At 62.1% G+C, this 25,230-nt stretch carries 26 protein-coding genes; 19 read left to right on the top strand and 7 right to left on the bottom strand.

Going from position 1 to position 25,230, the window contains the following annotated elements; translation table 11 throughout:
- Positions 1 to 101 precede the first annotated feature (101 nt).
- The 3 genes from BG83_RS0113255 (at position 102) to BG83_RS0113245 (ending at position 4,533) form a co-directional block, all read left to right on the top strand.
- On the top strand, positions 102 to 1,886 hold the full coding sequence (locus BG83_RS0113255) for an ABC transporter permease (protein WP_024977183.1): 1,785 nt from the start codon (positions 102 to 104) through the stop codon (positions 1,884 to 1,886).
- A gap of 151 nt (positions 1,887 to 2,037) precedes the next feature.
- Positions 2,038 to 3,411 carry a nitrate/sulfonate/bicarbonate ABC transporter ATP-binding protein gene (locus tag BG83_RS0113250; RefSeq protein WP_024977182.1) on the top strand — a complete coding sequence of 458 codons (1,374 nt, stop codon included), beginning with the start codon at positions 2,038 to 2,040 and terminating at the stop codon, positions 3,409 to 3,411.
- Between the two features lie 159 nt (positions 3,412 to 3,570).
- A complete protein-coding gene (locus tag BG83_RS0113245) occupies positions 3,571 to 4,533 on the top strand; it encodes a mannuronate-specific alginate lyase (RefSeq protein WP_024977181.1) in 963 nt (320 codons plus the stop codon).
- 52 nt (positions 4,534 to 4,585) lie between these two features.
- Here the strand turns inward: BG83_RS0113245 and BG83_RS0113240 are convergent, their stop codons facing one another.
- A complete protein-coding gene (locus BG83_RS0113240; RefSeq protein WP_024977180.1) occupies positions 4,586 to 7,861 on the bottom strand; it encodes an autotransporter outer membrane beta-barrel domain-containing protein in 3,276 nt (1,091 codons plus the stop codon).
- A 535-nt stretch (positions 7,862 to 8,396) separates the two neighbouring features.
- Here BG83_RS0113240 and BG83_RS0113235 point away from each other — a divergent pair.
- The 5 genes from BG83_RS0113235 (at position 8,397) to BG83_RS29670 (ending at position 13,194) form a co-directional block, all read left to right on the top strand.
- On the top strand, positions 8,397 to 9,407 hold the full coding sequence (locus BG83_RS0113235) for a dienelactone hydrolase family protein (RefSeq protein ID WP_024977179.1): 1,011 nt from the start codon (positions 8,397 to 8,399) through the stop codon (positions 9,405 to 9,407).
- Between the two features lie 78 nt (positions 9,408 to 9,485).
- Positions 9,486 to 10,448, top strand: a complete 963-nt coding sequence (locus tag BG83_RS0113230; RefSeq protein WP_024977178.1) for a chromate resistance protein ChrB domain-containing protein — start codon at positions 9,486 to 9,488, stop codon at positions 10,446 to 10,448.
- Between the two features lie 26 nt (positions 10,449 to 10,474).
- Complete coding sequence (locus BG83_RS0113225; protein WP_024977177.1) at positions 10,475 to 11,647, top strand: chromate transporter; 1,173 nt, start codon at positions 10,475 to 10,477, stop codon at positions 11,645 to 11,647.
- Between the two features lie 181 nt (positions 11,648 to 11,828).
- On the top strand, positions 11,829 to 13,004 hold the full coding sequence (locus BG83_RS0113220) for a DUF4382 domain-containing protein (RefSeq protein WP_024977176.1): 1,176 nt from the start codon (positions 11,829 to 11,831) through the stop codon (positions 13,002 to 13,004).
- A gap of 40 nt (positions 13,005 to 13,044) precedes the next feature.
- Complete coding sequence (locus BG83_RS29670) at positions 13,045 to 13,194, top strand: hypothetical protein (RefSeq protein WP_037031851.1); 150 nt, start codon at positions 13,045 to 13,047, stop codon at positions 13,192 to 13,194.
- Positions 13,195 to 13,268: 74 nt separating this feature from the next.
- Here BG83_RS29670 and BG83_RS0113210 read toward each other — a convergent pair whose 3' ends face one another.
- From BG83_RS0113210 to BG83_RS28325, 4 genes are all read right to left on the bottom strand, one after another.
- Positions 13,269 to 13,511, bottom strand: a complete 243-nt coding sequence (locus BG83_RS0113210) for a hypothetical protein (protein ID WP_024977175.1) — start codon at positions 13,509 to 13,511, stop codon at positions 13,269 to 13,271.
- Positions 13,512 to 13,656: 145 nt separating this feature from the next.
- The gene (locus BG83_RS0113205) at positions 13,657 to 13,962 is read right to left on the bottom strand and encodes a hypothetical protein (RefSeq protein WP_024977174.1); all 306 of its coding nucleotides are present in this window, start codon (positions 13,960 to 13,962) and stop codon (positions 13,657 to 13,659) included.
- 175 nt (positions 13,963 to 14,137) lie between these two features.
- Positions 14,138 to 14,962: a hypothetical protein gene (locus BG83_RS0113200; protein ID WP_024977173.1), complete on the bottom strand. Its 825-nt coding sequence runs from the start codon at positions 14,960 to 14,962 to the stop codon at positions 14,138 to 14,140.
- A gap of 27 nt (positions 14,963 to 14,989) precedes the next feature.
- A complete protein-coding gene (locus BG83_RS28325) occupies positions 14,990 to 15,982 on the bottom strand; it encodes a lysozyme inhibitor LprI family protein (protein WP_051541484.1) in 993 nt (330 codons plus the stop codon).
- Between the two features lie 171 nt (positions 15,983 to 16,153).
- Here BG83_RS28325 and BG83_RS0113185 point away from each other — a divergent pair, with 171 nt between their 5' ends.
- From BG83_RS0113185 to BG83_RS0113155, 7 genes are all read left to right on the top strand, one after another.
- Complete coding sequence (locus BG83_RS0113185) at positions 16,154 to 16,612, top strand: lysozyme inhibitor LprI family protein (RefSeq protein WP_024977172.1); 459 nt, start codon at positions 16,154 to 16,156, stop codon at positions 16,610 to 16,612.
- A 486-nt stretch (positions 16,613 to 17,098) separates the two neighbouring features.
- Entirely contained in the window at positions 17,099 to 17,422 is a 324-nt protein-coding gene (locus tag BG83_RS0113180; protein ID WP_024977171.1) for an ArsR/SmtB family transcription factor, read from the top strand.
- An 11-nt stretch (positions 17,423 to 17,433) separates the two neighbouring features.
- The gene (locus BG83_RS0113175; protein ID WP_024977170.1) at positions 17,434 to 17,916 is read left to right on the top strand and encodes an ArsI/CadI family heavy metal resistance metalloenzyme; all 483 of its coding nucleotides are present in this window, start codon (positions 17,434 to 17,436) and stop codon (positions 17,914 to 17,916) included.
- Positions 17,917 to 17,926: 10 nt separating this feature from the next.
- Entirely contained in the window at positions 17,927 to 18,421 is a 495-nt protein-coding gene (locus tag BG83_RS0113170; protein WP_024977169.1) for an arsenate reductase ArsC, read from the top strand.
- 15 nt (positions 18,422 to 18,436) lie between these two features.
- On the top strand, positions 18,437 to 19,510 hold the full coding sequence (gene arsB / locus BG83_RS0113165) for an ACR3 family arsenite efflux transporter (RefSeq protein ID WP_024977168.1): 1,074 nt from the start codon (positions 18,437 to 18,439) through the stop codon (positions 19,508 to 19,510).
- 236 nt (positions 19,511 to 19,746) lie between these two features.
- A complete protein-coding gene (locus BG83_RS0113160; RefSeq protein ID WP_024977167.1) occupies positions 19,747 to 20,655 on the top strand; it encodes an alpha/beta fold hydrolase in 909 nt (302 codons plus the stop codon).
- 119 nt (positions 20,656 to 20,774) lie between these two features.
- On the top strand, positions 20,775 to 21,038 hold the full coding sequence (locus BG83_RS0113155) for a hypothetical protein (protein WP_235193194.1): 264 nt from the start codon (positions 20,775 to 20,777) through the stop codon (positions 21,036 to 21,038).
- A 55-nt stretch (positions 21,039 to 21,093) separates the two neighbouring features.
- On the opposite strand, the gene BG83_RS0113150 is transcribed toward BG83_RS0113155, so the two are convergent.
- Positions 21,094 to 21,465, bottom strand: a complete 372-nt coding sequence (locus BG83_RS0113150) for a hypothetical protein (protein ID WP_024977165.1) — start codon at positions 21,463 to 21,465, stop codon at positions 21,094 to 21,096.
- A gap of 597 nt (positions 21,466 to 22,062) precedes the next feature.
- Between BG83_RS0113150 and BG83_RS29850 the strand changes: the two genes are divergently transcribed.
- The 4 genes from BG83_RS29850 to BG83_RS0113135 are packed head-to-tail and all read left to right on the top strand — an operon-like array spanning position 22,063 to position 24,392.
- A complete protein-coding gene (locus BG83_RS29850) occupies positions 22,063 to 22,230 on the top strand; it encodes a hypothetical protein (protein WP_235193193.1) in 168 nt (55 codons plus the stop codon).
- Positions 22,231 to 22,233: 3 nt separating this feature from the next.
- Positions 22,234 to 22,539 (top strand): hypothetical protein, encoded by a 306-nt coding sequence (locus BG83_RS29845; protein WP_235193192.1) that lies wholly within the window; start codon positions 22,234 to 22,236, stop codon positions 22,537 to 22,539.
- A gap of 35 nt (positions 22,540 to 22,574) precedes the next feature.
- Entirely contained in the window at positions 22,575 to 23,807 is a 1,233-nt protein-coding gene (locus tag BG83_RS0113140) for a DUF6402 family protein (RefSeq protein ID WP_152543700.1), read from the top strand.
- 57 nt (positions 23,808 to 23,864) lie between these two features.
- A complete protein-coding gene (locus tag BG83_RS0113135) occupies positions 23,865 to 24,392 on the top strand; it encodes a hypothetical protein (RefSeq protein ID WP_024977163.1) in 528 nt (175 codons plus the stop codon).
- 23 nt (positions 24,393 to 24,415) lie between these two features.
- Here BG83_RS0113135 and BG83_RS0113130 read toward each other — a convergent pair whose 3' ends face one another.
- Positions 24,416 to 24,952 carry a hypothetical protein gene (locus BG83_RS0113130; RefSeq protein WP_152543699.1) on the bottom strand — a complete coding sequence of 179 codons (537 nt, stop codon included), beginning with the start codon at positions 24,950 to 24,952 and terminating at the stop codon, positions 24,416 to 24,418.
- Positions 24,953 to 25,230 lie beyond the last annotated feature (278 nt).

Below are 25,230 nucleotides of genomic sequence, written 5' to 3'. Positions count from 1 at the left end.
GCAAAGCACTGCGCTGCGCCCCGCACGCCATGTATCGCGCCTCGGCCCCAGGCCTTGAGGCGCCCGAATTTCGTCCGCGGTTTCCGTCCCGGTTATCCAAGATGCAGCAGAACGACAACGAAACCACCATCCGGGGCCGCTTGGGTACCACCTTCGGTACCAACTTTGGCGTCAACTTCGGCCACCTGCTCACTGCGCCGCCCAACCGGTTTGACCTGGCCCTGCTGCCGATCATCCTGGCCGCCATCCTGCTCTTGGCCTATGCAGCCAAGCAGATGAACGTGCCCTACACGCCTGGCGAACAGCTGGACGTGAGTCTGGACGTGATTGAGCTGCCGTATTACCTGCTGCGCACCAGCATCCGCATGCTGCTGGCGCTGGGCGCGTCGCTGGCGTTCTCGTTTGCGTTTGCCGCTATCGCTTCCAAGAACCGCACGGCCGAGAAGGTGATGGTGCCGGCGCTGGACATCCTGCAATCGATTCCGGTGCTGGGTTTCCTGTCGATCACGGTCACGGGTTTCATTGCGCTGTTTCCGGGCAACCTGGTGGGCGTGGAATGCGCGGCCATCTTCGCCATCTTCACGTCGCAGGCGTGGAACATGGCGTTCTCGTTGTACCAATCGTTTCGCACCATCCCGACCGATCTGGAAGAGGCCGCCACGGTGTTCCGGCTGTCCAAGTGGCAGCGCTTCTGGCGCCTGGAAGTGCCGTTCGCCATGCCGGGCCTGCTGTGGAACATGATGATGTCGATGTCGGGCGGCTGGTTCTTCGTGGTGGCATCGGAAGCCATCTCGGTGTCGGGCCACGACATCAAGCTGCCGGGCATCGGTTCGTACATCTCGCTGGCGATCCAGCAGCAGAACCTGCCGGCCATCGGCTGGGCCATCCTGGCCATGCTGATCGGCATCATTTTGTACGACCAGTTGCTGTTCCGCCCGCTGATTGCCTGGGCAGACCGCTTCCGCTTCGACACGATGTCGTCGGAACGCGAACCGCAATCGTGGCTGCTTGACCTGCTGCGCCGCTCCGAGTGGGTCAAGGCGCTGCTTGAGCGCACCGCAGCGATGGCCGAGCGCACGCTGTCCTGGGGTGCCGAGCGCACGCGGCCCACCGCTGCCGGCGGCAGCGGGTTTCTGCCGCGCTTCCCGTGGTCGCACCGCATCGCTGATGTCGTCATCATCTTGGCCGCGCTTGTGGCGGTGGCGCACGTGCTGCAATTCGTGCGCTCAGAGGTGGGCTGGGCCGAGGTCGGCCACGTCTTCTGGCTCGGCTTCCTGACCATGGTGCGCGTGATTCTGCTGATTGCCCTGGCCGCGCTGGTGTGGGTGCCGATCGGCATTCGCATCGGCCTGAACCCGAACGTGGCACGCATCGCCCAGCCGGTGGCGCAGTTCCTGGCGGCGTTCCCGGCCAACCTGATGTTCCCGCTGGCGGTCATGCTCATTGCGCGCTTCGCGCTCAACCCCGAAATCTGGTTGAGTCCGCTGATGATTTTCGGCACGCAGTGGTACATCCTCTTCAACGTGATTGCCGGCGCGTCGGCAATCCCGACCGAGCTGAAACTGGCCGCCCGCAACTTCGGCCTGCGCGGCTGGCTGCTGTGGAAGCGCTTCCTCATTCCCGCCGTGTTCCCCAACCTGCTGACGGGCCTGGTGACGGCCGCCGGCGGCTCGTGGAACGCCAGCATCGTCTCCGAATACGTGTCCTGGGGCGACCGCACGCTGGTGGCAACGGGCCTGGGCAGCTACATCGCCGAGATGACATCCAAGGGCGACTTCCCGCGCATTGCACTCGGGATTGCCGTGATGAGCCTGTTCGTGGTCGGCTTCAACCGGCTGCTGTGGAACCGCCTGTACGACATCGCGCAAGAGCGCACCCGCCTGTAAGAACATGCTCGTGATCCTGCTGCGCACCCCGATCTTGACCCTGCGATGCTCGCCGTACTCATGTACGGCTGCGCGTCTCGGGCCAACCTCTGGGCGCTCGCTACGGATCTTGAGCACGTTCTAAGACGACCTTATTTAGCAGAGAACACACATGGTTACCACCAGCACCCATAGCCAGAGCGCTGAAAGCGTCATGGAGCTGCGCGGCGTCTCGAAGATCTTCCGCACCGCAGACCACACCGACCGCGCCGTGCTCGAAGGCGTGGACCTCAACCTGCGCCAGGGCGAGATTGTCGCCATGCTGGGCAAATCGGGCTCGGGCAAGTCGACGTTGCTGCGCATCATGGCGGGCCTGGTGCGCGCCGATCGTGGCCAGGTGCTGTTCCGTGGGCGCGAGTACGCCGGCCCAGTACAGGGCATCGCGATGGTGTTCCAGTCGTTTGCGCTGTTTCCGTGGCTGACAGTGCAGCAGAACGTGGAGCTGGGCCTGGAAGCGCAAGGCGTGGCCAAGGCCGAGCGTGAAGAGCGCGCTGAACAGGCCATCGACCTGATCGGCCTGTCGGGTTTCAACAGCGCTCTGCCGCGCGAACTGTCCGGCGGCATGCGCCAGCGTGTAGGCATTGCGCGCGCACTGGTGACCGAGCCCGACCTGCTGCTGATGGACGAAGCGTTCTCCGCGCTCGACGTGCTGACCGGCGAGAACCTGCGCGACGAAATGCTCGACCTGTGGGAAGGCCGCCGCACCAACATCAAGAGCATCCTCATCGTCTCGCACAACATTGAAGAGGCAGTGATGATGGCCGACCGCATCGTCATCCTGTCGAGCGATCCGGGGCGCATCCGTGCCGAGGTGCGCGTGCCGTTCCCGCGCCCGCGCAATCGTGATTCCGCCGCCGTGCGCAACCTCATCGACGAGGTGTACGGCCTGATGACCTCGCCCGAGCGTGTGGGCGTGCATGTGGGCGTGGAGCCCGCGGCCGAGCAGCTTGCCTACCGCCTGCCCGATGCCGAAATCGGCCAGATGGAGGCCATTCTCGACCTGCTGGTCGAAGCGCCGTTCAACGGCCGTGCCGACCTGCCGCATCTGGCAGAAGAAGCCGGCGTGACCGACGACGACCTGCTGCCCGCGTGCGAAGCGCTAGCCCTGCTGCAACTGGCCACCATCGAGCGCGGCGACATCATCGTCACGCCGTTCGGCAAGACCTACATGGAAACCGAACCGCCCGAGCGCAAGGTGCTGTTCGGCCAGAAGCTGCTGGAGCGCGTGGCCCTGGCCGCGCACATCCGCGCCGAGCTGGACGCCAACGAAGACGGCGAGATCCGAGAAGAACATGTGCTGCGCGAACTGGAGGCGTACCTCAAGCCCGAAGAAGCCGAACGCGTGCTCAAGATCGGCATCGAATGGGGCCGCTACGGCGAGGTGTATGAGTACGTCTACAACACCGGCATGCTGACCCTGCCCCGTGAAGAGCGCGAGGAACGCGAAGAGCGTGAGGCGCAGGAAGGTGGGGATAACGCGGCGTAAGAGCGCGTTGCTGCTGACGTAAGAAGAGCCGCTCGATGCGGCTCTTTTTCATAGTCGCTACCGTTTGTAACCCCCAGTCAACGTTGCGGAACACCTCGGCGTTTTGCACGAGCGGACGCCGCGTTCATGTGAGCTACTCCGCATCCTCCGGGGGTTCCAATGCGCCGTGCGTCCGTTCAAACGCTGTTCGCCATTTCGCTGGCCATTGGCACCGGCTTCGGTCTGGTGCATGCAGCCCGCGCGTGCGAGATCCCCGCACCGGTCAAGACGATCGATCCACCAGGCTTCTACGACGACGCGGCAGGCTATGCGCGCGACGTGAAACCGATGCGCAATTTCATCGCGCACCTCAACGCGTCGGCCGACAAGGGCGATTGGACCTGCGTACTGAGCCAGCTTCGAACGTGGGCCGAGGCAGATGCACTGATGGGCAAGATTTCCGGCTACCAGGGGTACTACGAGCGGTCATGGGCGGGAACGGATTTCGCCATGGTGCTTCTGCGCATGCCGAACGACATCCGCAAGCAAAACCAGCCGCAGTTGGATGCCATCGCACCTTGGCTCGAACGCATTGCCATCGCTACCCGCAACGCCGAAGCGATCAACCATCTGCATAACAACTTGGTGTATTGGGCCGGTCTCAATCTGATTGCCATCGGCACCGCGACGGACAACAGCGACCTGATCAACTCCGGGCTGCTGCGCGTTCGCGAGGGCATCCGCGATATCGGCCCGGACGGCGCGCTCGCACGGGAGGTCAAGCGAGGTAATCGTGCGTTGCACTACCACACGTTCGCGCTGATTCCGCTGGTGTTTGCCGCAGAACTGGCGCAGCGACGCAATATCGATCTGTACCGGGAGAACGGCCATGCAATTGGCCGCTTGGCGAACCTCGTGATCGAGGCGGTGATGGATCCGGCGAGCTTCGAAAAAATCACGCCCATCAAGCAAGAACTGTTTCCGTGGACCTTCCAGGATGAGCTGTGCTGGATGGAGCCTTACTACGCCCACGTGCGCGACCCACGCCTGCCTGTCCTGATTGCACCGCGCCGCCCGTTTGCCGAATGGCGGCTCGGCGGCAACGTCACGGCGGCATGGGGCGCGATGCTGCCCGGCCACTGAATTGGCCGAGCAGCGTCGCGCCGTATGGGCGCGCCTGGTTACGTGCGTTGCCTTACCACCCCCAGCGCACCCCTGCCTTGCCGTTCACCCCATGCAAGCGACGGTCCGCGCTGACCTGGTAGCCGAGGCTGGCATAGAACACGCCGTTCTTCGCCACCTGCGCCGTAAGGTCGCCCGTCAGCTCCAGCGTCGTGCTCGGCAGTTGCGACGTGAACGGCACGAAGCCACCATCCGGCGACGACATCTGCGTTCCCGTCTCACCGCGGAACTCGTGCCACACATTCGCACGCACCCACGCGGTGTGCTGACGTTCCGGCGATTCACCCCAACGCTTGCTCACGCGCACGCCCAGGCGACCGAGCATCGAGTTCACCGAGTTGAAGCGCACGTCAGCGGCACCGTCGTTGGCATCGGCAAACGCGGCACGCTGAACCACGAGCTGCGCTTGCGGCTCGACACGCCATTGCGGTGACAGCGCGATCGGGTAGCCCGTCTCGAGCGATGCGGCGTAACCGAGCGCGTGCGTCTTCAGGCCGTTCACGCCGTGCGGCGAGGCATCGGCGTCGTAACGGGTGCCCTGCACCACGCCATCCAGATACCAGCCGGACGGGCCGAAGTGCGTCCAATACAGACCGACCGTGTTGGCGTTGACGGTGTCGCGGCCGGCGTCTGCGCCATCGGCGTGCGTCACGTCTGCCGCGATGCGGCCGGTGGCGAAGTAACCACCGGCATGGTCGTGGCTGCCGTCCTCGCGCTGGCGCTGGTAGACATCGGCACCGACCTGCACGCCGCCGAAGTCGTAGCTGAACGCGGGGCCCTGGTTACCGTAGATACCGTTGCCATCCGACATGCGGCTGCCCTTCTGGGCGATCACGCGTGCCCAGCCGGTGCGCAGCACGGGAGCCGTGCCTGCCGGTGCGGTGGCCTGGTTGCTCTCTTCGCCCACGCGTTCGTGCAGCGTATCGAGCAGCGCGCGGCCGTATAGCAAGGTCAGCGACGGAATGGCGGTGTAGAGCGAGACTTCCGGACGCAGCGCAGGCTGCGTGGCGCTCGTGCCCGTGCCGATGCCCGTGCCTTGGGTCGCGGTCTGCAGGGTGCGCAAATACCAACTGTCTGCGCTGGCCGAGCCACCGCGCTGCAGCGTGTACTCATACGGGCCGGCGACGACTCGGTTGGCGAGTGCGAAGGCATTGGTCTGCGTGGTCGCGCCATTGATCGCGCTGACGACTTCGATGCCATCACCCGTGGTTCGCGCACCGGCGCCGCCAGCATTGGTGACGCGCACCGCCGTATTGCCGCTCGCCGTGCCGCCCGAGATGACGAGCTTGTCGGTCGGCGAATTGTCGGTGCCCAGCTTGGTGTTGATGGCCAGCACGCCGCCATTGCCGACGTAGTTGCCGTTGACCACCAGCTTGTTACCGACGCCTGCGCCACCAACCTGCACCGTGCCGGCGTTATTCAGCGACCCATTGATCGTCAGGCTGCCGCCGCCAGCATTGGCAAACGCCGCCAGCGCATCGGCCACGGCCACCGTACCGTTGTTGGTGACGGCGCCGTTCACGGTGCCGTAGCCGCCCAGCGTGGCGTTGGCTGCAATCTGAACATTGTTGCCGCTGCCGCCCGCCATCGGCCGCAAGCTCTGCGGCGCATTGGTGGCCGACACGCCGAGCGCGGCACTGGCGTGCGTCGCGTCGCCGATGGCCAGCGCCCCGCTGGCGACCAACGTGTCGCCCTGGATCGCGTTGTTGGCGGTGAGCACGGTCGTGCCCGTGCCGGCCTGCGTGATGCCGCCCGTGCCGGAGACGATGCCGCCGAAGGTGAACACGTCCGATCGGTTGAACGTCAGCGTGCCGTTGTCCACCACATTGCCCAGGATCGAGCCCGACGTACCACCGGTACCGAGTTGCAACGTCCCCGCCGCGACAGTGGTACCGCCCTGGTACGTGTTGTCGCCCGCGAGCACCAGCGTGCCGCTGCCGGTCTTGGTGAGCGCCCCCACGCCCGAAATGCCCTGGCTCACGGTCGACGTAAAGCCCTGCGTATCGATCGTGCCGTTGGCATTGGTGATGCCGATGGCGCGTGTGGCCGCCACATCCACATTGCCCGCCAGTTGCAGCGTGCCGCCGTTGAACGTCAGGCCGCCCGCGGTGCCGCCCAATGCGCTGTCCGCACCAATGGCAAGCGTGCCCTGCGTAATGGTCGTGCCGCCGCTGTACGTATTGCCAGCACCCAGCGTGAGCGTGCCCGTGCCGGTTTTCTCCAGCGCACCTGCGCCGACGATCTGGCCGGCATAGCTGCCATCCACGTCCTGTTGGAAGCGCACCAGGCCGTTGTTCGTCACGGCCTTCGTCACGCTCAGCGCATCGCCTTGCAGCGTGCCGCCGGCGTCCACCTGCATCGTGCCGGTGTAGGTGCCGTTGTTGCCTTGCAGGATCAGCGTGCCTTGCTGCACCTCCGCATTGGTCACGCCCATGCTGGCGAGCGTCTTGGACAGCGTCCACGTGCCGCTGTCCTGCTTCTGTAGGGTCTGGAAGTTGGTGATGGTGCCCAGCGTCGCGCTGTCGGTGCCGTTGAGTGTGATGACGTTGGCACCGCCGCCGCCGTTGATGCTGCCGCTCACCGACGAGCCGGTATAGACGTGCAAGGCATCATTGCCGCCCGCAAAGATCAGGTTGCCGATCACCTTGCCGCGGTTGGTGAAGTCGACCGACCCGTTGCCCGACGCGCCCATCACGTTGCCGTTGGCGACGTCCGTCTGGATCGTCCCCGTGGCGTTGTTGATGACCGTGTTGCCGCCCGAGGTGTTCTGGAACCAGATCGCCGCGCCGTGCGCCGATTTGATCAGGCCGTCATTGACGATGGTATTGCCCGTGCCTTCCGGGTTGACGGCCTCTCCGCTCAGCTGTGTGCCGTTGGCCAGCACCTGCGCGCCTTGCTGCACCGTCAGCGTGCTGTTGTTGCGGAAGTCGATCGCGTTGCCGCCCGTACCGTAAAAGCCGGAGTTCGACACCGCGTTTGCGCTGACCGAGCCGCCGGTTTGCACCGTGATGTTGGCGTTGTCGCGCACGGCGATGGCGCTGGTGTCACCCACCGCCAGCGTGCTGCCGTTCTGCACCGTCACCGTGCGATTGTCTTCTGCCGCCACGTTGCCGGTGCCGACGGTGGATGTGGTTGGGTTGGGTGCCGCCGTATCGCAGACGGTGATCTGCCCGGTGGTGGTGCAGTCTGCATGCGCAAGCGCCCCAAACAAGGCGAATGGCGAAGCAACAAGCGCGATGGAGACAAACTGAAGCCGCCCGCGGCGGCGCTGGAACAATGGCGTAGACATACGTTTGCGTCCGCGCGCACGCGAAAAGAAGCCGCTACGTCTGTCCCCCCGGACAGACGTAGCGCGATTTGCGCAGACTTCCCCTTCTTATCTTTTGATGGTTTGATGAAGTCCAACTTCCCCGGTGGGCCAATCATCTCGCTGAGGTTGTCTCCGACCCGGCCCCGTCTTTTGCCGTGGACATGCCAGAACAACGCATCGCTGCGAGCATCAGCCCTGTCCGCGCAACTTGATCCACTGCATTTATTTTTAAAGTGGTGCGGACGGCGTGATTCTAGGAATGCCGATCAATAGCGATGTACAAAGAATGTAAAAATCAACGGTATTTGAGAATGTGTTTCTTCCCAACATCGAATGAGCCGCGTTTTATTTCCATTCAATAAAGAAAGAAGCGAAGAACCGCTACCAACCTAGAATTCCAGCGATGACCCTTTCTCTACTATTGAAAGAACAAATGAGAAGCTGCACTGATTTGCGCGATGAAAAAGACGCCGGGTGCATATACGCGTGGCGGTGGAATGCAATCGGCGCGTTGATGCTCGGCATCCTCGTCATCGCGCTGATCTCCGTGCCTGCTTCAGCCCAGGAAATCGTCAGCGATCTCTCTGCAAAACCAACGGGCCGGATCCACTTCAACAGCGTCACCCCCAAAAGCAAATGGGAGCTGGTGCATCGCAAGTTCGACAAGACGCCCACGCCCATCTGGGGCACGTTGTATCTGCCCGAGACCCTGCAGGGTCGGGTGCCCGCGATGGTGATCTCACACGGCTCGGCGGGGCCGCAGCAGAAAGACGTCGACCGGTGGGTACGGCTGTTCAACCGGATGGGCATGGCCGCCTTTGTGGTGGACTCGTTTGGCCCACGCGGCATCACCAATACGATGGACAACCAGTCGCAGCTGAACCCGGCGGCCAACGACGCCGATGCGCTGTTCGCGCTCAAGCTGCTGAGCACCGACCCGCGCATCGATCCGAAGCGCATCGGGCAGATCGGTTTTTCACGCGGCGGCGGCGTGGCACTGGACATGACGCTCGATGCGTTCCGCAAAGGTGTCATCGATGACGACACGCGGTTTGCGGCGCTCATCGGCTTCTACCCGGGGTGCTCCGCGTTCTGGTGGGAAGTGCCGCCGCCACCGCTGGCAGGCGCCCCGCTGATGCTCGCGCTGGGCGAGAAAGATGACTACACGCCCGCGCAGCTCTGCCGCAATGCGGCGGAGATCATGCAGCGTAACGGGCAGACCGTCGAGGTGCATGTGTACCCCGGCGCGTATCACGACTTCGACAACACGCGGGCGTACTTCAAGTACTTCCCGGGTGCGACCACGGCGCGCGAGTGCCCGCAGACCATGATCGACGTGCAGCACGATGCGTACTACCACCTGCAGACCGGTGAGAAGTACGCCAGCCTCCAAGCGATGGAGGCTGACTACAAGCGCTGCACTGTCCGCGGTGTATCCACGGGCGCCAACCTGGAGCAAGCCCAGCGCGCAGAGGCCGACGTCAAGGCGTTTCTGACCAGAGCGATGGGTCTGTCTGTGCCGTGATGCGTGGGGCGGCGGGCACTTCTGTGTAGGCATCTCTACAACATTGCAGCGGTTATGACGCACGCCTATGCTGCCGTCATGACTGCCTCCCCCGATTCGTGGCTGCTGCTCATCGTCAGCCTGCCCACTGCCAGAGCAACCGCGCGCATGCGTATCTGGCGCGCCATCAAAGCCATCGGCTGTGCGGCCTTGCGCGATGGCGTTTACCTGCTGCCTGCGCGTGCCGAACACGCAGCGCAACTCAATGACCTGGCAGACGAGACCTTGCAGGAAGACGGCCAGGCGTGGGTACTGCGCGTGCAGGCCAGCGATGCGGCGGAAGACGCGGCCTACCGCGCCCTGTTCGACCGCACGCCCGACTATGCCGAGTGGCTGGCCGAGCTGTCTGAAGCGCGCAAGACGCTCCCTGACCTGCCCAGCGCCGAGCGCAACCGGCTTCTGCGCCGCCATGCCCGCGCCTACGAGGCCATCCGCAAGATCGATTTCTTCTCCAACGAAGCGACCGTGCGCGCCGATGCGCAATGGCGCGACTTTGCTGCGGCGGCCGAAGCCACGCAATCGGCGGGCGAACCCCGCGCCGCTTCCGGCAGCATTCCGCGCCGTGATCCCACCCAATATCAGGGCCGCCTGTGGGCAACACGCCGGCACTTATGGGTGGACCGCGTTGCCAGCGCCTGGCTCATCCACCGCTTCATCGATCCGCACGCGCGGTTCCTGTGGCTCGACAGCCCGTCCGATTGCCCTGCCGACGCACTCGGCTTCGACTTTGATGGCGCAGCGTTCACGCATGTTGGCGAGCGCGTCTCGTTTGAGGTGCTCATCGCCAGCTTTGGGCTCGATGACGACGCCGGGCTCGCGCGCCTGGGCGCCATGGTGCATGCGCTCGACGTGGGCGGCGCGGCCACGCCGGAAGCCGGCGGGTTCGAGGCGATCCTGGCGGGCGCCCGCAAGCGGCTGACGGACGACGACGCCTTGCTCGCAGAGATCGGCACCGTGCTCGATTCGTTGTATGTGCATTTTTCCAGCGGCCGGAAAACATGACCGCAGTCACCCATCGCAGGTAGCCCATGAACATTGCCCCCGAACGCCCCACCTACACGCTGCGGCAGCTGGTCCTGTATTTCCTCCGGCTTGGCGCATTGGGCTTTGGTGGCCCCGTTGCGCTGGCTGGCTACATGCGCCGCGACCTGGTGGAAACACGCCACTGGATCACCGAGGCCGACTACAAGGAAGGCCTCGCGCTCGCCCAGCTCGCGCCGGGGCCGCTGGCCGCGCAACTGGCCATCTACCTCGGCTACGTTCACTACCGCATCGTCGGCGCCACGCTGGTCGGCATTGCCTTCGTGCTGCCCTCGTTCTTGATGGTGGTGGCGCTGGGCTGGGCCTATGTCCGCTTTGGCGGCCTGACGTGGATGCAGTCGGTGTTCTACGGCGTGGGCGCGGCAGTGATCGGCATCATCGCCATCAGCGCGCACAAACTCACCACCAAGAGCGTCGGCAAAGACAAGCTGTTGTGGGCCGTCTACCTGCTGCTAGCGGCAGTGACGGTGGTGACTGAATCCGAAGTGGCGTGGCTCTTCCTGGCGGCCGGCGTTCTGGTGTGGTTCTGGCGCGCGCCGCCCAAGTGGCTGCGCCAGGGCCGCATGAACGCGGTTGCCGTCACACCCGTGGCAGCGGCCAGCGGTTTGCTCGGCACGATCGATTGGCCCTTGCTTGCGCAGCTTGGCGCGTTCTTCGCCAAGGCCGGGGCGTTCGTATTTGGCTCGGGGCTCGCCATCGTGCCGTTCCTTTACGGCGGCGTGGTCACAGGGCACCACTGGCTCAACGACAAGCAGTTCGTCGACGCGGTGGCCGTGGCGATGATCACGCCCGGCCCGGTGGTCATCACCGTCGGCTTTATCGGCTACCTGGTGGCGGGCCTGCCCGGCGCGTGTGTGGCCGCGCTTGGCACGTTTCTGCCGTGCTACCTGTTCACCATCCTGCCGGCGCCGTACTTCAAGAAGTACGGCAAGCTGCCCGCCATCCTGGCCTTTGTCGATGGCGTAACAGCAGCGGCCGTGGGTGCCATTACCGGCGCGGTAATCGTCCTGGCCAAGCGCTCGATCGTCGATGTGCCGACGGCGCTCTTGGCCGTGGCCACAGTGTTGCTGCTGGTGAGGTTCAAAAAGCTGCCCGAGCCGGTGATCGTGGCGGGGGCTGCGTTGCTTGGCTTGGGGCTGTATCCGCTGCTGCATCGCTGACACACGATCGGCAGTGCCCGATCGCGCGCCGCAATATCTTCTGCGCACCGCAAGCGTTTGCAACCCAAATGGGTGAGACCGCACTCACCCCTGCGGCGTTACGATTGGTTTCAAATCGACCAAAGTGCGTGCCACGGCCAGGACTATGCTTCGGGCACCCCCCCAAACTGAGGAGACAACCATGAGAACAACTTATCGGAACATCCTGCTTGCATTGCCTCTGCCGTTCCTCATCGCAGCATGCGGCGGCGGGGATGGCGGTACGGATGCCGGCACGGGCACCCTCCATGTCTCGATGACGGACGCACCGTCCTGCGGCTTTGATCACGTCTACGTCACGGTCAACAAGGTGCGCGTGAACGCCAGCGCGTCGGCCGCCGACACCGACGCCGGCTGGACCGACATCGCGTTGGCCACACCGCAGAAGGTCGATCTGCTATCGCTCACCAACGGCGTGCTGACTGACCTCGGTACGGCCCCGCTGCCCGCCGGGCAATATCAGCAGTTGCGCCTGGTGCTGTCTCCCAATCAGGGCAACACGCTGGCCAATTCCGTGGTGGTCACTGGCTCGTCGACCGAGCAGGCGCTGGCCACTCCCAGTGGCACGCAGAGCGGCTACAAGATCATCCAGCCCTTCACGGTGCAGCCCAACACGCTGGTCGATCTGGTGCTGGATTTCAACGCCTGCAAATCGATCGTGCAGCAGGGCAATGGCGGCTACAGCCTCAAGCCTGTCGTTACGGCAACGCCTACGGTCGTGAGCGGTTCGATTACCGGCTACGTGCCCGCCGCACAGGCCGGCGCTACGGTCTATGCCGAGCAGAACGGCCAGGTCATCCGCGGCACGGTGGCGGACTCCACGGGCAAGTTTGTGCTGTCGCCGCTGGTGCAGAGCAGCACCAATGGCGCTTATGACGTGGTGATCGTGGACAACGCACAGCCGACCGGCCACGCCACGGGCATCATCCGCACCGTGCCTGTCACGGCCAGCACGACGACCACGGTTTCCACCACCGGCGCGCCGATCACGCTGCCGGCCTCCACCACCAATACCGCCTCCGGCACGGCGACCGCATCGGCGCAGGCCACGCTGCGCGCGCTGCAGACGGTGAACTCGGTGTCGTACGAGATCACCTCGGCCAATGCCAACCTCGATACCGGCGCGTACTCGCTGGCGTTGCCCGCGGCCGCACCGTTGGTCGGCACGTACAGCGCGACGCTGCCGATCGCGCTGTCGGCAGTGTCGGCATCGGCGGGCCAGTATTCGGTCCAGGCCACCAGTGCATCGGGCACCACGCTGAGCAATCCGGTCAACGTTTCGGCCGGCAGCCAGACCGGGGTCAACTTCAGTTTCTAACCAGGGAAAAAGGGGGGCGGAGCCCGCCCCTCACCACACAATGAAGAACATCATCCTCATCCTGTCTTTGGGCGCATCGCTGCTGGGCGGTTGTGTCTATCTGCCCGACGATGGCCCCGTCATGCGCCCACAAGGCGGCCCGGGCAATGGCTTCTGCCCGCCGGGACAGGCGAAGAAGGGCAATTGCTGAGCCGTTGACTTCGTACTCGCGCAACAAAAAAGCCGGTCAGCGTGACCGGCTTTTTCTTTGCTGCGTTGCGGCGCTTACTTGCCCTTGCCCGCGCGCTTGTGCTGCGTGGATTTGCCATGTTGATGCGCACGGTCTGCCGCACGCGCCTTGCCTTTATCGCGGTCCATGCTGTCCGGGCCGTTGGTGTTGGACATGCCGTGGCTGCTCATATGTGCAGCAGAGCCGCCACCGGCGTTCCCGCCCTTGGCCTGCGCCGACAGCGAAACGGTGCACAGCGCGGCCATTGCGGCAGCCACCATCCATTGTGCTCGGGTCATCTGTTTCCTCCTTCTCGGTTTTGGTTCCACCGATTGTAGGGACGCGCAGATGAGAACGTGCGTTTGAGTGCAACCAAACGTAACGACAACCGCAGGTGCACCGCACAAGGGGATGGGCGGGGGATGAGCGCCGCGAGGCGTCACCTCACTTCCACTTGGCGCCGATCTCCGCCAACCCCGCTTTCTGCAGATCCTCCGCACTCATCACGATGCGGAACTCACAGTCTGCGTTGAACAGCAGAAACCACGGCTCCGCCAGCGCGGGAATGTGCGAGGCTGATTCCACATTGACGATGAGCACTGCGCCGCGATGGCCGTTCTGCTCCGTGAAGTAGACAACCTCGGGCTTGCTCTCGGCCATCACGCGCGGAATCAGCTCGGCGATGGAACCGTCGCGCACGTAGGTGTTGAAGGGTTCGTGCGGAATCCGCACGTTGACGAGCATGCGCATGATTTGCCTCCTGGGTGATGGCCAGGGCAAGCGCCGCGACAAAGCCGCCACGGCCATGCATGGCCGAACACCGTAGGTATAGGACGGGCGCCGCGTTTGCGTTATCAGCCGTTGGCTAGGCGAGATGGCGTAGACGCCAGGATGAGGGCGGAGCGATCCCGCCCACGCTTGCCTCTCAATCCAACGGCATCAGCGCCTTCGGCACGACGTATTGCTTGCCGTCATGCGCAAGCCGGTAGGTTGTGCGCCGCGGCTTGGCGTCGTGCGTCTGGCATTCGCCGGCCTTGTCGACCGTGTTGGTGGACGAGGACTTGGTTTCCGACACCGCGATATCGGCGTACCCGTTGTGGGTGTCCGATGTCATGTTCAGCGTGCGCTTGGTTTGCTCGAACGCGCCGGCGCAGTTGGTATCCCATTCACCGCCGCCGCTTTCCACGACAACGCCGTTCAACACCGGTTTCAATTGATTGCCCTGGACGGTGTAGAGCCATAGGCCGGTCTCGTTGAACGGATTGGGCCGCGAACTGCCCTCTTTGACGATGCGCACCCCGAATGCCATCTGCCCTGGCGCGACCACGTAGCGCGCGGTATCGAACGTGACGGACCGGATGCGCACCGCATCGTCCGACATACGCGCTGGCAGGCGCAGACGTTGCCGGATGCTGCCGTTGGCGCTGTCGACCACGAACAGTTCAAGGTCGCCTTCATTGGTGCCCGCGTCTGCGTCCTCCTGCTGCATGAGCGGCACGGCCATGAGCGTGAGTTCCGGATGCGCGGGCCACGTGCGGCACACCACCGCATGCGGGTCGGACTCCTCCGGCAATTGGATGTGCGCGTCGCCGACCTTGTAACCACGGCCTGCACGTTTTGCAGCGGGGTAGGCCCGCTTGATTGCGCTGTCCACCTGGGCGGTGCAGGCGTCTTCAGCAGCGTGGAGGGTTTGCGCGGCAAGCAGCAGGCCGGCAGCGCACAGCAGAGGGGGCAGGCGAGCGTGTTTCATGTCTGTTGATATTGTTTGTGAGCGCGTTCACTTCGGCATCGGCTCGTAATGCACCTTGCTGCGCCATTTGCCGTTGACCAGTGTTTCCACGGTGACTTTCATCTTGTCGCCGCCGCCCTGCGCGTCATCAATGCGGCGTTCAACGGCGACCGGTACATCGTGTTCGACGGCGTACACCGTGCGCTCGTGATAGCAGCAACCGCTCTTCGCCCACGTGCGCAGACGCTTGTTCCTGGCATCCACTTCAAAGAACCCGAGTGTTTCCAGAATGAGCCCCGTCATCTCACTGTTGCGCACAAAGCGCTGGGTCTGCGCATTGAACAGATAGACGTCATAGCTGGGGCCACCGTAACTGCCCTCGTTGCCGGTCTGGATGCCGAAGTCCTCCTTGCCGTCGAAGTTGAAATCGCCAACGTTGATCACGCCCTGGTAGTCATAGAGACGCGTCGAATTGACCAGGGGCCCCATGCCCCCCTTGGGCAGCGTGACAAACACCTTCGGCAGGTTGATGACCTGACGCACGGCGCGTTGGCCCTTGTCATGAATGAGCAACTGGGCGGGCCCTTCGCAGGTGGTGTCCTCTTTGCTGCTTTCCGCCGGACAGGCTTCGAGCATGCGGAGCACGAAATCGTGCTGCTTGGCGATTGCCTTCAGGTGGTAAACCGGGCCATCCACTCGCTCGCCCGGATCGGGAAACACGGGTTGCGATTTCACCTCGTCAATGCGCGTGCGGTACGCCTCTTTCAACGCTGCCACGTCGATCTGGCCGGAAGGCGCACGCTGTTTCAACCATTCGCGTTGTTCGGCCTTCAATGCGTCGGTGTCGGCGCCGCGCTTGTTCAACGCAGCGCGGTATGCATCGGCCAGTTGGCTATCCAAGGCGGAGAGTTGTGCGTCATTGCAGATGGCCTGCTCCATCGGGCTGCGCGCGGCGGCGCAGTCAAAGCTGGCAGCGTGCGCAGCCATGGGCAGAAAAGCAATGCCAAATGCGATGGCGGCAATGCCGCGAAGTGGCGTCATTGGATGAACCTTTGGGAACTGGATGGGAACGTGTGCGCGATTGTGCTGTGGAATTTGGCCGTGTGGTGTGCTTTCTCCGCACATGGCCGCTTTCATCGCGCGCCCCGTGCGGCACGGCAAGACTTTTCCTACCATGGCAACCACCCGGCTGTGAAAACCATGAGGTACGCAATGGCCCTTCCGATGCACATCAATCAGCCCCGCCCGACACGCCGTTCTGCCAACCAGGCTGTGCGTCGCGCCGTGCGCGCGTTATCACTCGCGGCTCTGCTGCTGCCCTTGGCCGCATCGGCCGCCGACCCGGTCGACGACGCGCTCCAGCAATGCCTGAAGAGCCCGCGAGGCACCACGACGGCCGGCATGACCGAGTGCACGCACACCGCCTACCAAGCCTACGACCGCCAGATGAATACGCTGTATCAGGCGGTCATGAGCAAGACGGACCCGGCCTCTCGCCAGGCCATCCGCAACGCCCAACGTGCATGGCTGGCCTATCGAAACGCACAGCGGGCCGCCGACAACGCACCGTGGCGCGCAGACAGCGGCTCAATGGCGAGCCCCGATATTGAAGGGCTGAACGTCGAGGCGATCCGGGCGCGCATTGCCGAGCTGGAGTATTACCCGCACTAGTCGGACTTGAAGAACCCCGCTGTGGATAACGCACCCTGCCCCTGTGAATAACTCCAGGGACAAGCGTGTTGGTTCTCCGGGGTCAGTGGGCAGATAGCACAGGAACAACTTCCCACTGGGTCGACAGGGTCAGACGCGATGCCCCGGACTCATCCACGCGACAGCACACGCTGTCCGATGGGTTGTCCGTTCTGCAAGCCTTTGATGTCAAAGCGCTTTTGGTGCTTATCCACAGGACTTATCCACCGTTATCTACTACTACTATCTGTATACATAAAGAAGTAAACCTATAAACCCTCTGTCGGGCATCGAGCCCCTGGCTGGGTTGTGGGCAAAGCAGCATGCAGGCGTTGGCCATTGGTGATGCAGCCACCGAATGCCACCGCCCAATCTCTCGCGCAATAGCGTCAAGTGCTCCCCAAGTTGTTCCCGACATCGCAGGCTGATCGCCTTGCTGCCGTCAAACATTTCGAATATATTGGAAATATGGAAGAAAACGACGCTATCCGATCCCTCGCCGCGCTGGCCCATGGCATTCGCCTGCAAGTGTTCCGCATGCTGGTGGTTGCGGGGCCAACGGGCCTCACGCCAGGCGCGATTGCCGAACAGCTCGACGTGCCGGGTGCCACGCTGTCATTCCACCTCAAGGAACTGACAGCCGCGCGCCTGGTGACGCAGGAGCGCGACGGCCGCAACCTGATCTATCGCGCGGCGTATGACCACATGAACGCCCTGCTGGGCTTCCTGACCGCCAACTGCTGCCAGGGCGAAACCTGCCTGGAAGCAAACGCCGCCGCCTGCAAGTGCTGAAGGAGCATCCCATGAAACGATTTCACGTCCATCTCCACGTTGACGACCTGAGCAAGAGCATCGCCTTCTACTCGAAGCTGTTTGCAGCCGAGCCGACGCGTGTGGAGACCGATTACGCCAAGTGGATGCTGGACGACCCACGCATCAACTTCGCCATCTCGACGCGTGGCAGCGCCGCGGGCGTGGACCATCTTGGCTTCCAAGTCGATGACGCTGCCGAGCTGGCCGAGCTGAAAGCCCGCGCCGAAGTTGCAGACATGGCCCTATTGGACGAAGGCGAAACCACCTGCTGCTATGCCCGCAGCGACAAGCACTGGATTACCGACCCGCAGGGCATCGCCTGGGAGCACTTCCATTCGCTGGGCAATATCCCGGTGTTTCGCGAAGACAAGAAGGAAGAAGCCACGACGGAAAGTTCTGCCTGCTGCGCACCCCGTGCCCCGAAAGGCAAGCCGATCGGTATCGCAGTGAAGTCCGGCTCATCCTGCTGCTGACAGCGAACCCATGACCACCAACGTCCTCATCCTCTGCACCCACAACTCCGCACGCAGCGTGCTGAGCGAAGGCATGCTCAACCATTGGGCCCAACAACTCGGCAAAGACGTGCGCGCCTACAGCGCCGGCAGCGCACCGAGCGGCCGCCTCAACCCGTTTGCACTCGAAGCCCTCACCAACGCAGGCATCGACACCACCGGCTACCGCAGCAAGAGCTGGGACGAGTTCGTTGCAGACGGCGCACCGCAGATGCGCATCGTCATTACCGTGTGCGACAGCGCTGCAGCGGAGACCTGCCCGTATTGGCCCGGCAGTCCCGTGAAAGTGCATTGGGGCTATGCCGACCCATCCAATGCGCCCGGCGGTGACGAAAGCAAGCGCCAGGCCTTTGAGCTGACACGCCAGGCCATCGGCTACCGCATGCTGCAACTGCTGGCCCTGCCGCTCGATGGCATGAGCAATGCCGAGCTTCAAACGGCGTTGGAACGCATTTCGCAAAACTGATCTGAAGCCTGTCCAATGACTGCATCGAACGTAGCGCCGCCAGCACAGGCCGCCACAAGGCCCGCCATCAACTTCTTCGAGCGCTACCTGACTGTCTGGGTGGCGCTCTGCATCGTTGCCGGCATCGTGCTCGGCCAAGTGCTGCCTGGCCTGTTCCAGCAGATCGGCCGGATGGAATACGCACAGGTCAACCTCCCGGTCGGGCTGTTGATCTGGGTGATGATCATCCCGATGCTGGTCAAGGTGGATTTTGGTGCGTTGCATGAGGTGCGTCAGCACGTCAAAGGTATTGGCGTCACGCTTGTCGTGAACTGGCTCGTCAAGCCGTTCTCGATGGCGTTTCTCGGCTGGTTTTTCATCCGCCACCTGTTTGCGCCGATGCTGCCTGCAGACCAGATCGACAGTTACATCGCGGGCCTCATCCTGCTGGCCGCCGCGCCGTGCACGGCGATGGTGTTCGTGTGGAGCCGGCTGACGGGCGGCGATCCGCTGTTCACGCTGTCGCAAGTCGCGTTGAACGACAGCATCATGGTTATCGCATTTGCGCCGTTGGTTGGGCTGCTGCTGGGCATGTCCGCCATCACGGTGCCGTGGGCGACGCTGCTGACCTCGGTCGTCCTCTACATCGTCATCCCTGTGATCCTTGCGCAGATCTGGCGCAAGGCGCTGCTCGCGAAAGGCCAATCGGCGTTCGATGCCGCAATGGTGAAGATCGGCCCGTGGTCAATCGCTGCGCTGTTGGCGACGCTGGTGTTGCTGTTCGCGTTCCAGGGTGAAGCGATCCTGAAACAGCCGCTGGTCATCGCCTTGCTGGCGGTGCCGATCCTGATTCAGGTGTTCTTCAACTCTGCGCTTGCGTACTGGCTTAACCGGGCAGTTGGCGAGAAGCACAACATTGCGTGCCCCTCGGCCCTGATTGGCGCATCGAACTTCTTCGAGCTGGCCGTTGCGGCGGCGATCAGCCTATTCGGTTTCCATTCCGGTGCGGCGCTGGCCACCGTCGTCGGCGTGCTGATCGAAGTGCCGGTCATGCTTCTGGTCGTGCGCATTGTTAACCGGACGAAGGGCTGGTACGAGTGCCGTACCTAGCAGTACACGTTTCGATCTAGCGCTCAGCGCGCTCCCGGTCGTTCGCGGCGAACCGCCAAAGTTCGCATTGCCGCGACCGGCCATCCCTCCCCCCTCCTTCTCGCTTGCGTCGCGCCGGGCGCGTACTACTCTTGACGAGGCCCTGCGTCGCGCGTTTGCCCGCAGCGTGTGTGGCTCGATCTGCAGGCTGCTTCCTCATCGGCCCGGCCAGCCACCCGCCCCCGGAGAGAACAGCCATGCGAAAACTGTTTGCCGCCGTCGCGCTCATGCTTGCCATGACGCCCTTTGCGCAAGTGCAGGTCAAGCCGTATCCGCTGGGCTTTCGGCACCAGAACATCCAGACCGACGGGGCGACGCTGTTTGTGCGCGTCGGCGGCAGCGGCCCGGCGGTGGTGTTGCTGCACGGCTTTGGCGACACGGGCGACATGTGGGCGCCCCTGGCGGCCGAGCTGGCCCGCACGCATACCGTGGTGGTGCCGGATCTGCGCGGCATGGGGCTGTCGTCGCACCCCGAAGGCGGCTATGACAAGCGCACCCAGGCCGGCGACATCCGGGCTGTGCTGACGAAGCTGAACATCGACCAGGCCGATGTGGTCGGCCACGACATCGGCACCATGGTGGCGTTTGCCTATGCGGCACGCTATCCGGACAAGACCACGCGGCTGGTCGTAATGGATGCGCCCGTGCCGGGAGTGCCACCGTGGGAGCAGATCGTCCGCTCGCCCAAGCTCTGGCACTTCTCGTTCGGCGGCCCCGATGCCGAGCGGCTGGTCAAGGGCCGCGAGCGCATCTACCTCGACCGGTTCTGGAATGAATTTGCCGGCGACCCTTCAAAGATCGACGAAGCCACACGGGTCCACTACGCCCGCCTCTACGCCAAGCCGGGCGCCATGCATTCAGCGTTTGCGCAATTCCTGTCGATCCCGCAAGACGCGGAAGACAACCAGAAATCCATCGCCACCAAGCTGCCCATGCCGGTGCTCGCCATCGGCGGCGCAAAGTCCTTCGGCGAGAACGAGGCCATCGTCATGCGCAATGCCGCCACCAACGTGCAGGAACTGGTGATTCCCGATGCGGGGCATTGGTTGATGGAGGAACAGACGCAGGCTACGGTGAATGCCGTTGTTAAATTTCTGGCGCAGTAGCGTCGGTCTTCTTCATTGGTGTTTCACGCAGCTCAACGAGAGAGGAGTCTCCAATGCAGCCAGTCGTCCGAGTTTCAATTCTGCGGTGCCCACCAGACAAGTTTGCCGAGATGCGGCAGATGATGAACGATCTCGAAGCGGTGCTCCGGCCCGGTATCGAGGCCATGCGAGGGCTGGTCGCGTTCTATGTGGGCGAGGACGAGTCAACGTCGTCGCTGTCGAACGTGAGCCTGTGGACTGACCTGGGCGCGGCCAAGCAACTGGATACGTTCCGCCCGATGCTGGATTCGGGCAAGCCCTTTATCGACAAGGGCGGCACGTTCGAGCGGCCGATCATGAATTACCTGCCGATGTGGGAGTTGAAGCCGGTGGAGAAGGTTTGAGGTTTTGCAGAGACCATGGCATTCCCGCCCGTCACGGGAATGCATCAATCTGTTTTTATTGGCCGTAGCCCCGCCGCTCTATGGCGGCTAGTACGTCCCACGTCTGCGGATCGACATCGCGTCCCCCAAGCGACATCGATACGTACGCATCAATCGCATCCACAAAGCCTTTGATGAACGCCGGTGGGAATGCGTGTGCAGAGAGGTGTTGAAGCTGCTCGCGCAGCATGCCCGGCCGGCATTGGCCGTGCGTGCACATGGCGGTGCGAGTCCGCTTCAAGTACGCCTGTGCCGCGATGGCGCCGTTCAGGTAGGTGCGGTTCTTGGTGAGCCTGCCTGTGTCGGATGACGTGGGCGTCGGGCTGGGTGGTGGTGCTGGGGGAGATGGATAGGACGCGGGGTCGTGCCCGCTTTTGACAGATGGCATGTCGGCCTCTCTAAGTTGCATCGGAGGCTCGCCATCTCGTTGCTACACGGGGTGGCGGGCCTGACGGCGGGGGTAGCAAACCGGCCCTTAGAGAACGACCGGCAGACCCGAAGGTCTCCCCGCCCGGCCCGCCATGAAAAACACAAGCGAACGAAGGCGGACCGTCGCTTGCGCGACAGTCTCTCTAAGGATTGCTGTGCGGGTTGCTACGCCCGGCTGCCGTTGGTGCGGCAGCGGGGGAATTATAGCGATGGGGGGTACGCGCCGGATTCTGATTTTCGTACGCCGAGCTCTGAGCTTGGCCACCCGAGCAAAAAGCCCTACGCGCCGAGCTCCGAACTCGGCCAGCCGAGTAAAAAGCCTCACGCGCCGAGCTCCGAGCTCGGGCCGCCGAGCAAAAAGCCTCGCACGCCGAGCGCCGAGCTCTGGCCATCGAGAACGCCTCTCGATGTGTCGAGTTGTGAGCGCCGCATCAGATCATTCTGATTCTTCGCCCGAAATCCCCTCCTGGCATTGCGGACCAGCGCCGCAGCGGCCAATCTCCCGCCCTCGTGCCCTTGATGGCACGGCACTGCCAATTGATTTACGAGGAGTGAAATGCCGCAGAACTTGATTTCGTATCAGCTCACCTCGGCTGATCTGGCCGCCGTCGACGGCGCGCTGAAGACGCTGGAAGACCGGCTCGCCAGCCTGATCGACCTCACCCCGGTTCAGCGCCGAACGCTGGTGAAGATGGGCGACAAGTCCGAAGCCTTCGCGCGTTAGGCCGTGGAGGTGCTGAACAACAACCCCAACCTGCTGCCCGGCAATTTCGACCTCGCCGAACTGCGCCGCGATCTGGCGGGCTTCGATCAGCTACGCAGTCGTCTCATGCGCGTGGCCCGCATTCACGAGCGCATGGCGGATTCGCAGTTGGCGCTGGGCAGCGATGTGATGAGCGCCACGTTGGAGGGGTATGCGTTTCTCAAGGTGGCGGGTCAGGGCGAAGGGTTGGATGCGGCGCGGAAGGCGCTGGCGGTGCGGTTTAGTCGGGGGCCGCAGAAGCGGACGGATGACGCGGTCACGTCAGCTTGATAGCCGGACAAGCAACTTCAAAGGTAGAAGACGCAGTGAATAAGCCAGACGAGAAGCCGTTGTTTTTCGAGAGAAGCATCCTGTTTCAGCCGTGGTGGGTTCCCTCTAAGGGCGCCTGCACTGCAGTCGATGCAGAAGAATTTTCCCTATCGATGGCGAGACCGGCGCCACCGTTGCGCGACCAGCCTCCCCCGTCACCCCCACCCCCGAAGCCAACAGAACCCAAGCGACCGCCGAAGAGCGCGATCGAGGCGTTTCTGGATTTCAAAGACTGGCTCAATACGCCACCACCACCAAAGCCCCCAAAGCCTGCAGTCGCACCGGAAATCAAAAAGCCAAGAGTGAAGCCTTTCGACATTCAGCAAATTCCTGACGCAATGGACCGCATTGGTTGGTCGATGTCAGCAAAGCTGCAAAGAAAATGGTTTGCTGGTGAACTGAACTACATCACAAGCGACAAGGGGGAGGCGCTCAGTGTGAATCAGGATGGGAAGCCATTTCCGCCAGACATGATTGATACAACCATGTTTAAGTTGGATTGGATTCTTAAATTTGATCGAGCGAAAATCAAGTATGAGGATTTGACAAGAAATAAGATATTCACCAAGAAAGCTAGGAGCGTTATTGTTGATATGGTCAGGGGAACACAACCCTCTCAATACACCGTAGACCCCTGGGGGCTTTGCGGAGAGAGTGTCCATGATCTTCACAAGAGTTGGCAGTACCAATTTATTTCCGTCGACAGCAATGGTGGCGAGAAATTCGCAATGCTGTTCAGGGGAATTCAGTGGGAAAATGGGCGATTCATGGACGATCTGTACGGCTCGCTTGGGGCATTCGCGTTCTACCTCGCCCTTGGTAAGTATCGCTATACAACATACGTTGATCGCAATAATAAGGTCTTCGGTAGAATCGAAATCCGTGAGGTTTGCGCATATATGCGCGACATTTTCACGTTCTACGATCGCTCGACCGAATCGGGGAGTCAGTATTTGGGCCATTGGAACCATACTGGATTTGTTGTCCTTGTAGACGCGATCGCGATTGGCGAGACAACAAAGAAGCGTGGAGCGAGGCTGCCCTATTCCAAAAATGGAGCTATTGAAAATTGGACAATATACTACCCCGTCTACAATGACAGCTACCGGGATTGGCAGTTGAAGCACAAGCAGGGTGGTGATTTAATTTTGTATTCTGATGTAAGAAAAATATATTTTAATCGCCCGTTCGTTATCGAATTTGATCTGAATACGGGAGAAACCTTGTAGGGCGCCCACGGTAATTTTCTTTTCTTGGTATGCGATCCCTGTTGCAAGGTGATTTATATGATGCCTGGTTTGGGTGCGAGTTTGTTTATCCTGATTCGCTGGCTGTTTACAGCGATTGCGATAGGTTTGATCTCGACATGCGTTCTCTATTTCTTGTTTCAGAAGATCTGGTGGCGGAACAACGCCGGTAAGGCAGGGGTTGAAAATGCCGGGCGCCTCGTGGCCGAAAGCTTCCTAAAGCGCAGATGCAAAACGATGCTGCTCATTGCTGTTTTGATAATTGGTGCGCAATATGAGCTGGCAGCACGCCATCGCATGGGTGCGAGTGCTTGCGAACAAGAGAAAAGCAGAGATCATCAATATATTGGTGAGGTCTGCCTCCTTCCATACGAGGATGGAACGCTATTTAGACTTTATGATGCAAATACGAAGGCGATTTTGGCGAAAAGAGAGTATTACGATCTGGCGCCGAAGATGTTTTTTGATCGCGATCGAGTCTATTACAGCATGGATGCCTCGAGAGAGGATGCATATATCCTGCTGCCGCCCTCCCCTCTCGACCGGATCATGGCAAAACTACCATGAGACGAAATTAATCTATTCAATGCTTAACGCTGCAGGATTCCGTTTGCGAAATTCCGAATGTCCCGCAGACCGTAATAGACCGCTTCCATGCTGCTAGCGCTATGAGCGACTTTCAACGGTGCTATGTAGGCTTGTCGAACATTTTGAAACGACCCGCTCCGACCCAGTCCACCGAAATTCGAGGCAATGCAGAAATAGCTTTTATGCCCCTTGGTTAGGATCGAATAAATGGCCTTCGAAGAATCAATGCGTTGTGGACGATCCCTTCCTAGCCTCTTTGCCTGGGAAATCGGAATCCTCCGATCTCCGACAACGATCAGGTCACGCGAACCCTTGTTCGCAGTCGCATAGCCAAACGTTACGCCATGGCGAACACAGGAAAAAACCGAGTAGCCGTGAATTTCGTCGTCGCTGACTGTTCCAGTGCTCTCAATCTCAGCGTAGTCGACGTCCGGCCCGGCACTTTCCAGAAGCATGCAGCTTCTCACGATCGATTCGGGAATCTGAGCAATCCCATTGAGCGAAAACAATCCCAAGCACAGTGCAATCCATCGCTTCACGAATGCTCCTTGGAATCCATGCGCGCATCTCCTAGCTCGTTGTGTATCGCGTTGACCTTGTCGTTCTCGGCAAGCCGAAAGAGTCGCGACCAAGCCTAGCCAGAAGGGGCCTGGATATCTGCAAAGGTTTGTGCCTGTTGGATGTGCAGCGGCGGCTCAAAGTCGGCGACTGGCTAGAAGGCCATTGGCCATCAATCGCTGATCCGGCAGTGGTACGTTTTTACACGGCGTTTACACCCCTCCCCCCAACCTTTACCCCGTTTTTACCCCCTTTCCCT

It is taken from the genome of Ralstonia pickettii (genome assembly GCF_000607165.1).
GTDB lineage: Bacteria > Pseudomonadota > Gammaproteobacteria > Burkholderiales > Burkholderiaceae > Ralstonia > Ralstonia holmesii.
The sequence above is the reverse complement of the archived record's forward strand: the minus strand, read 5'-3'. Positions and strand labels throughout refer to the sequence as shown.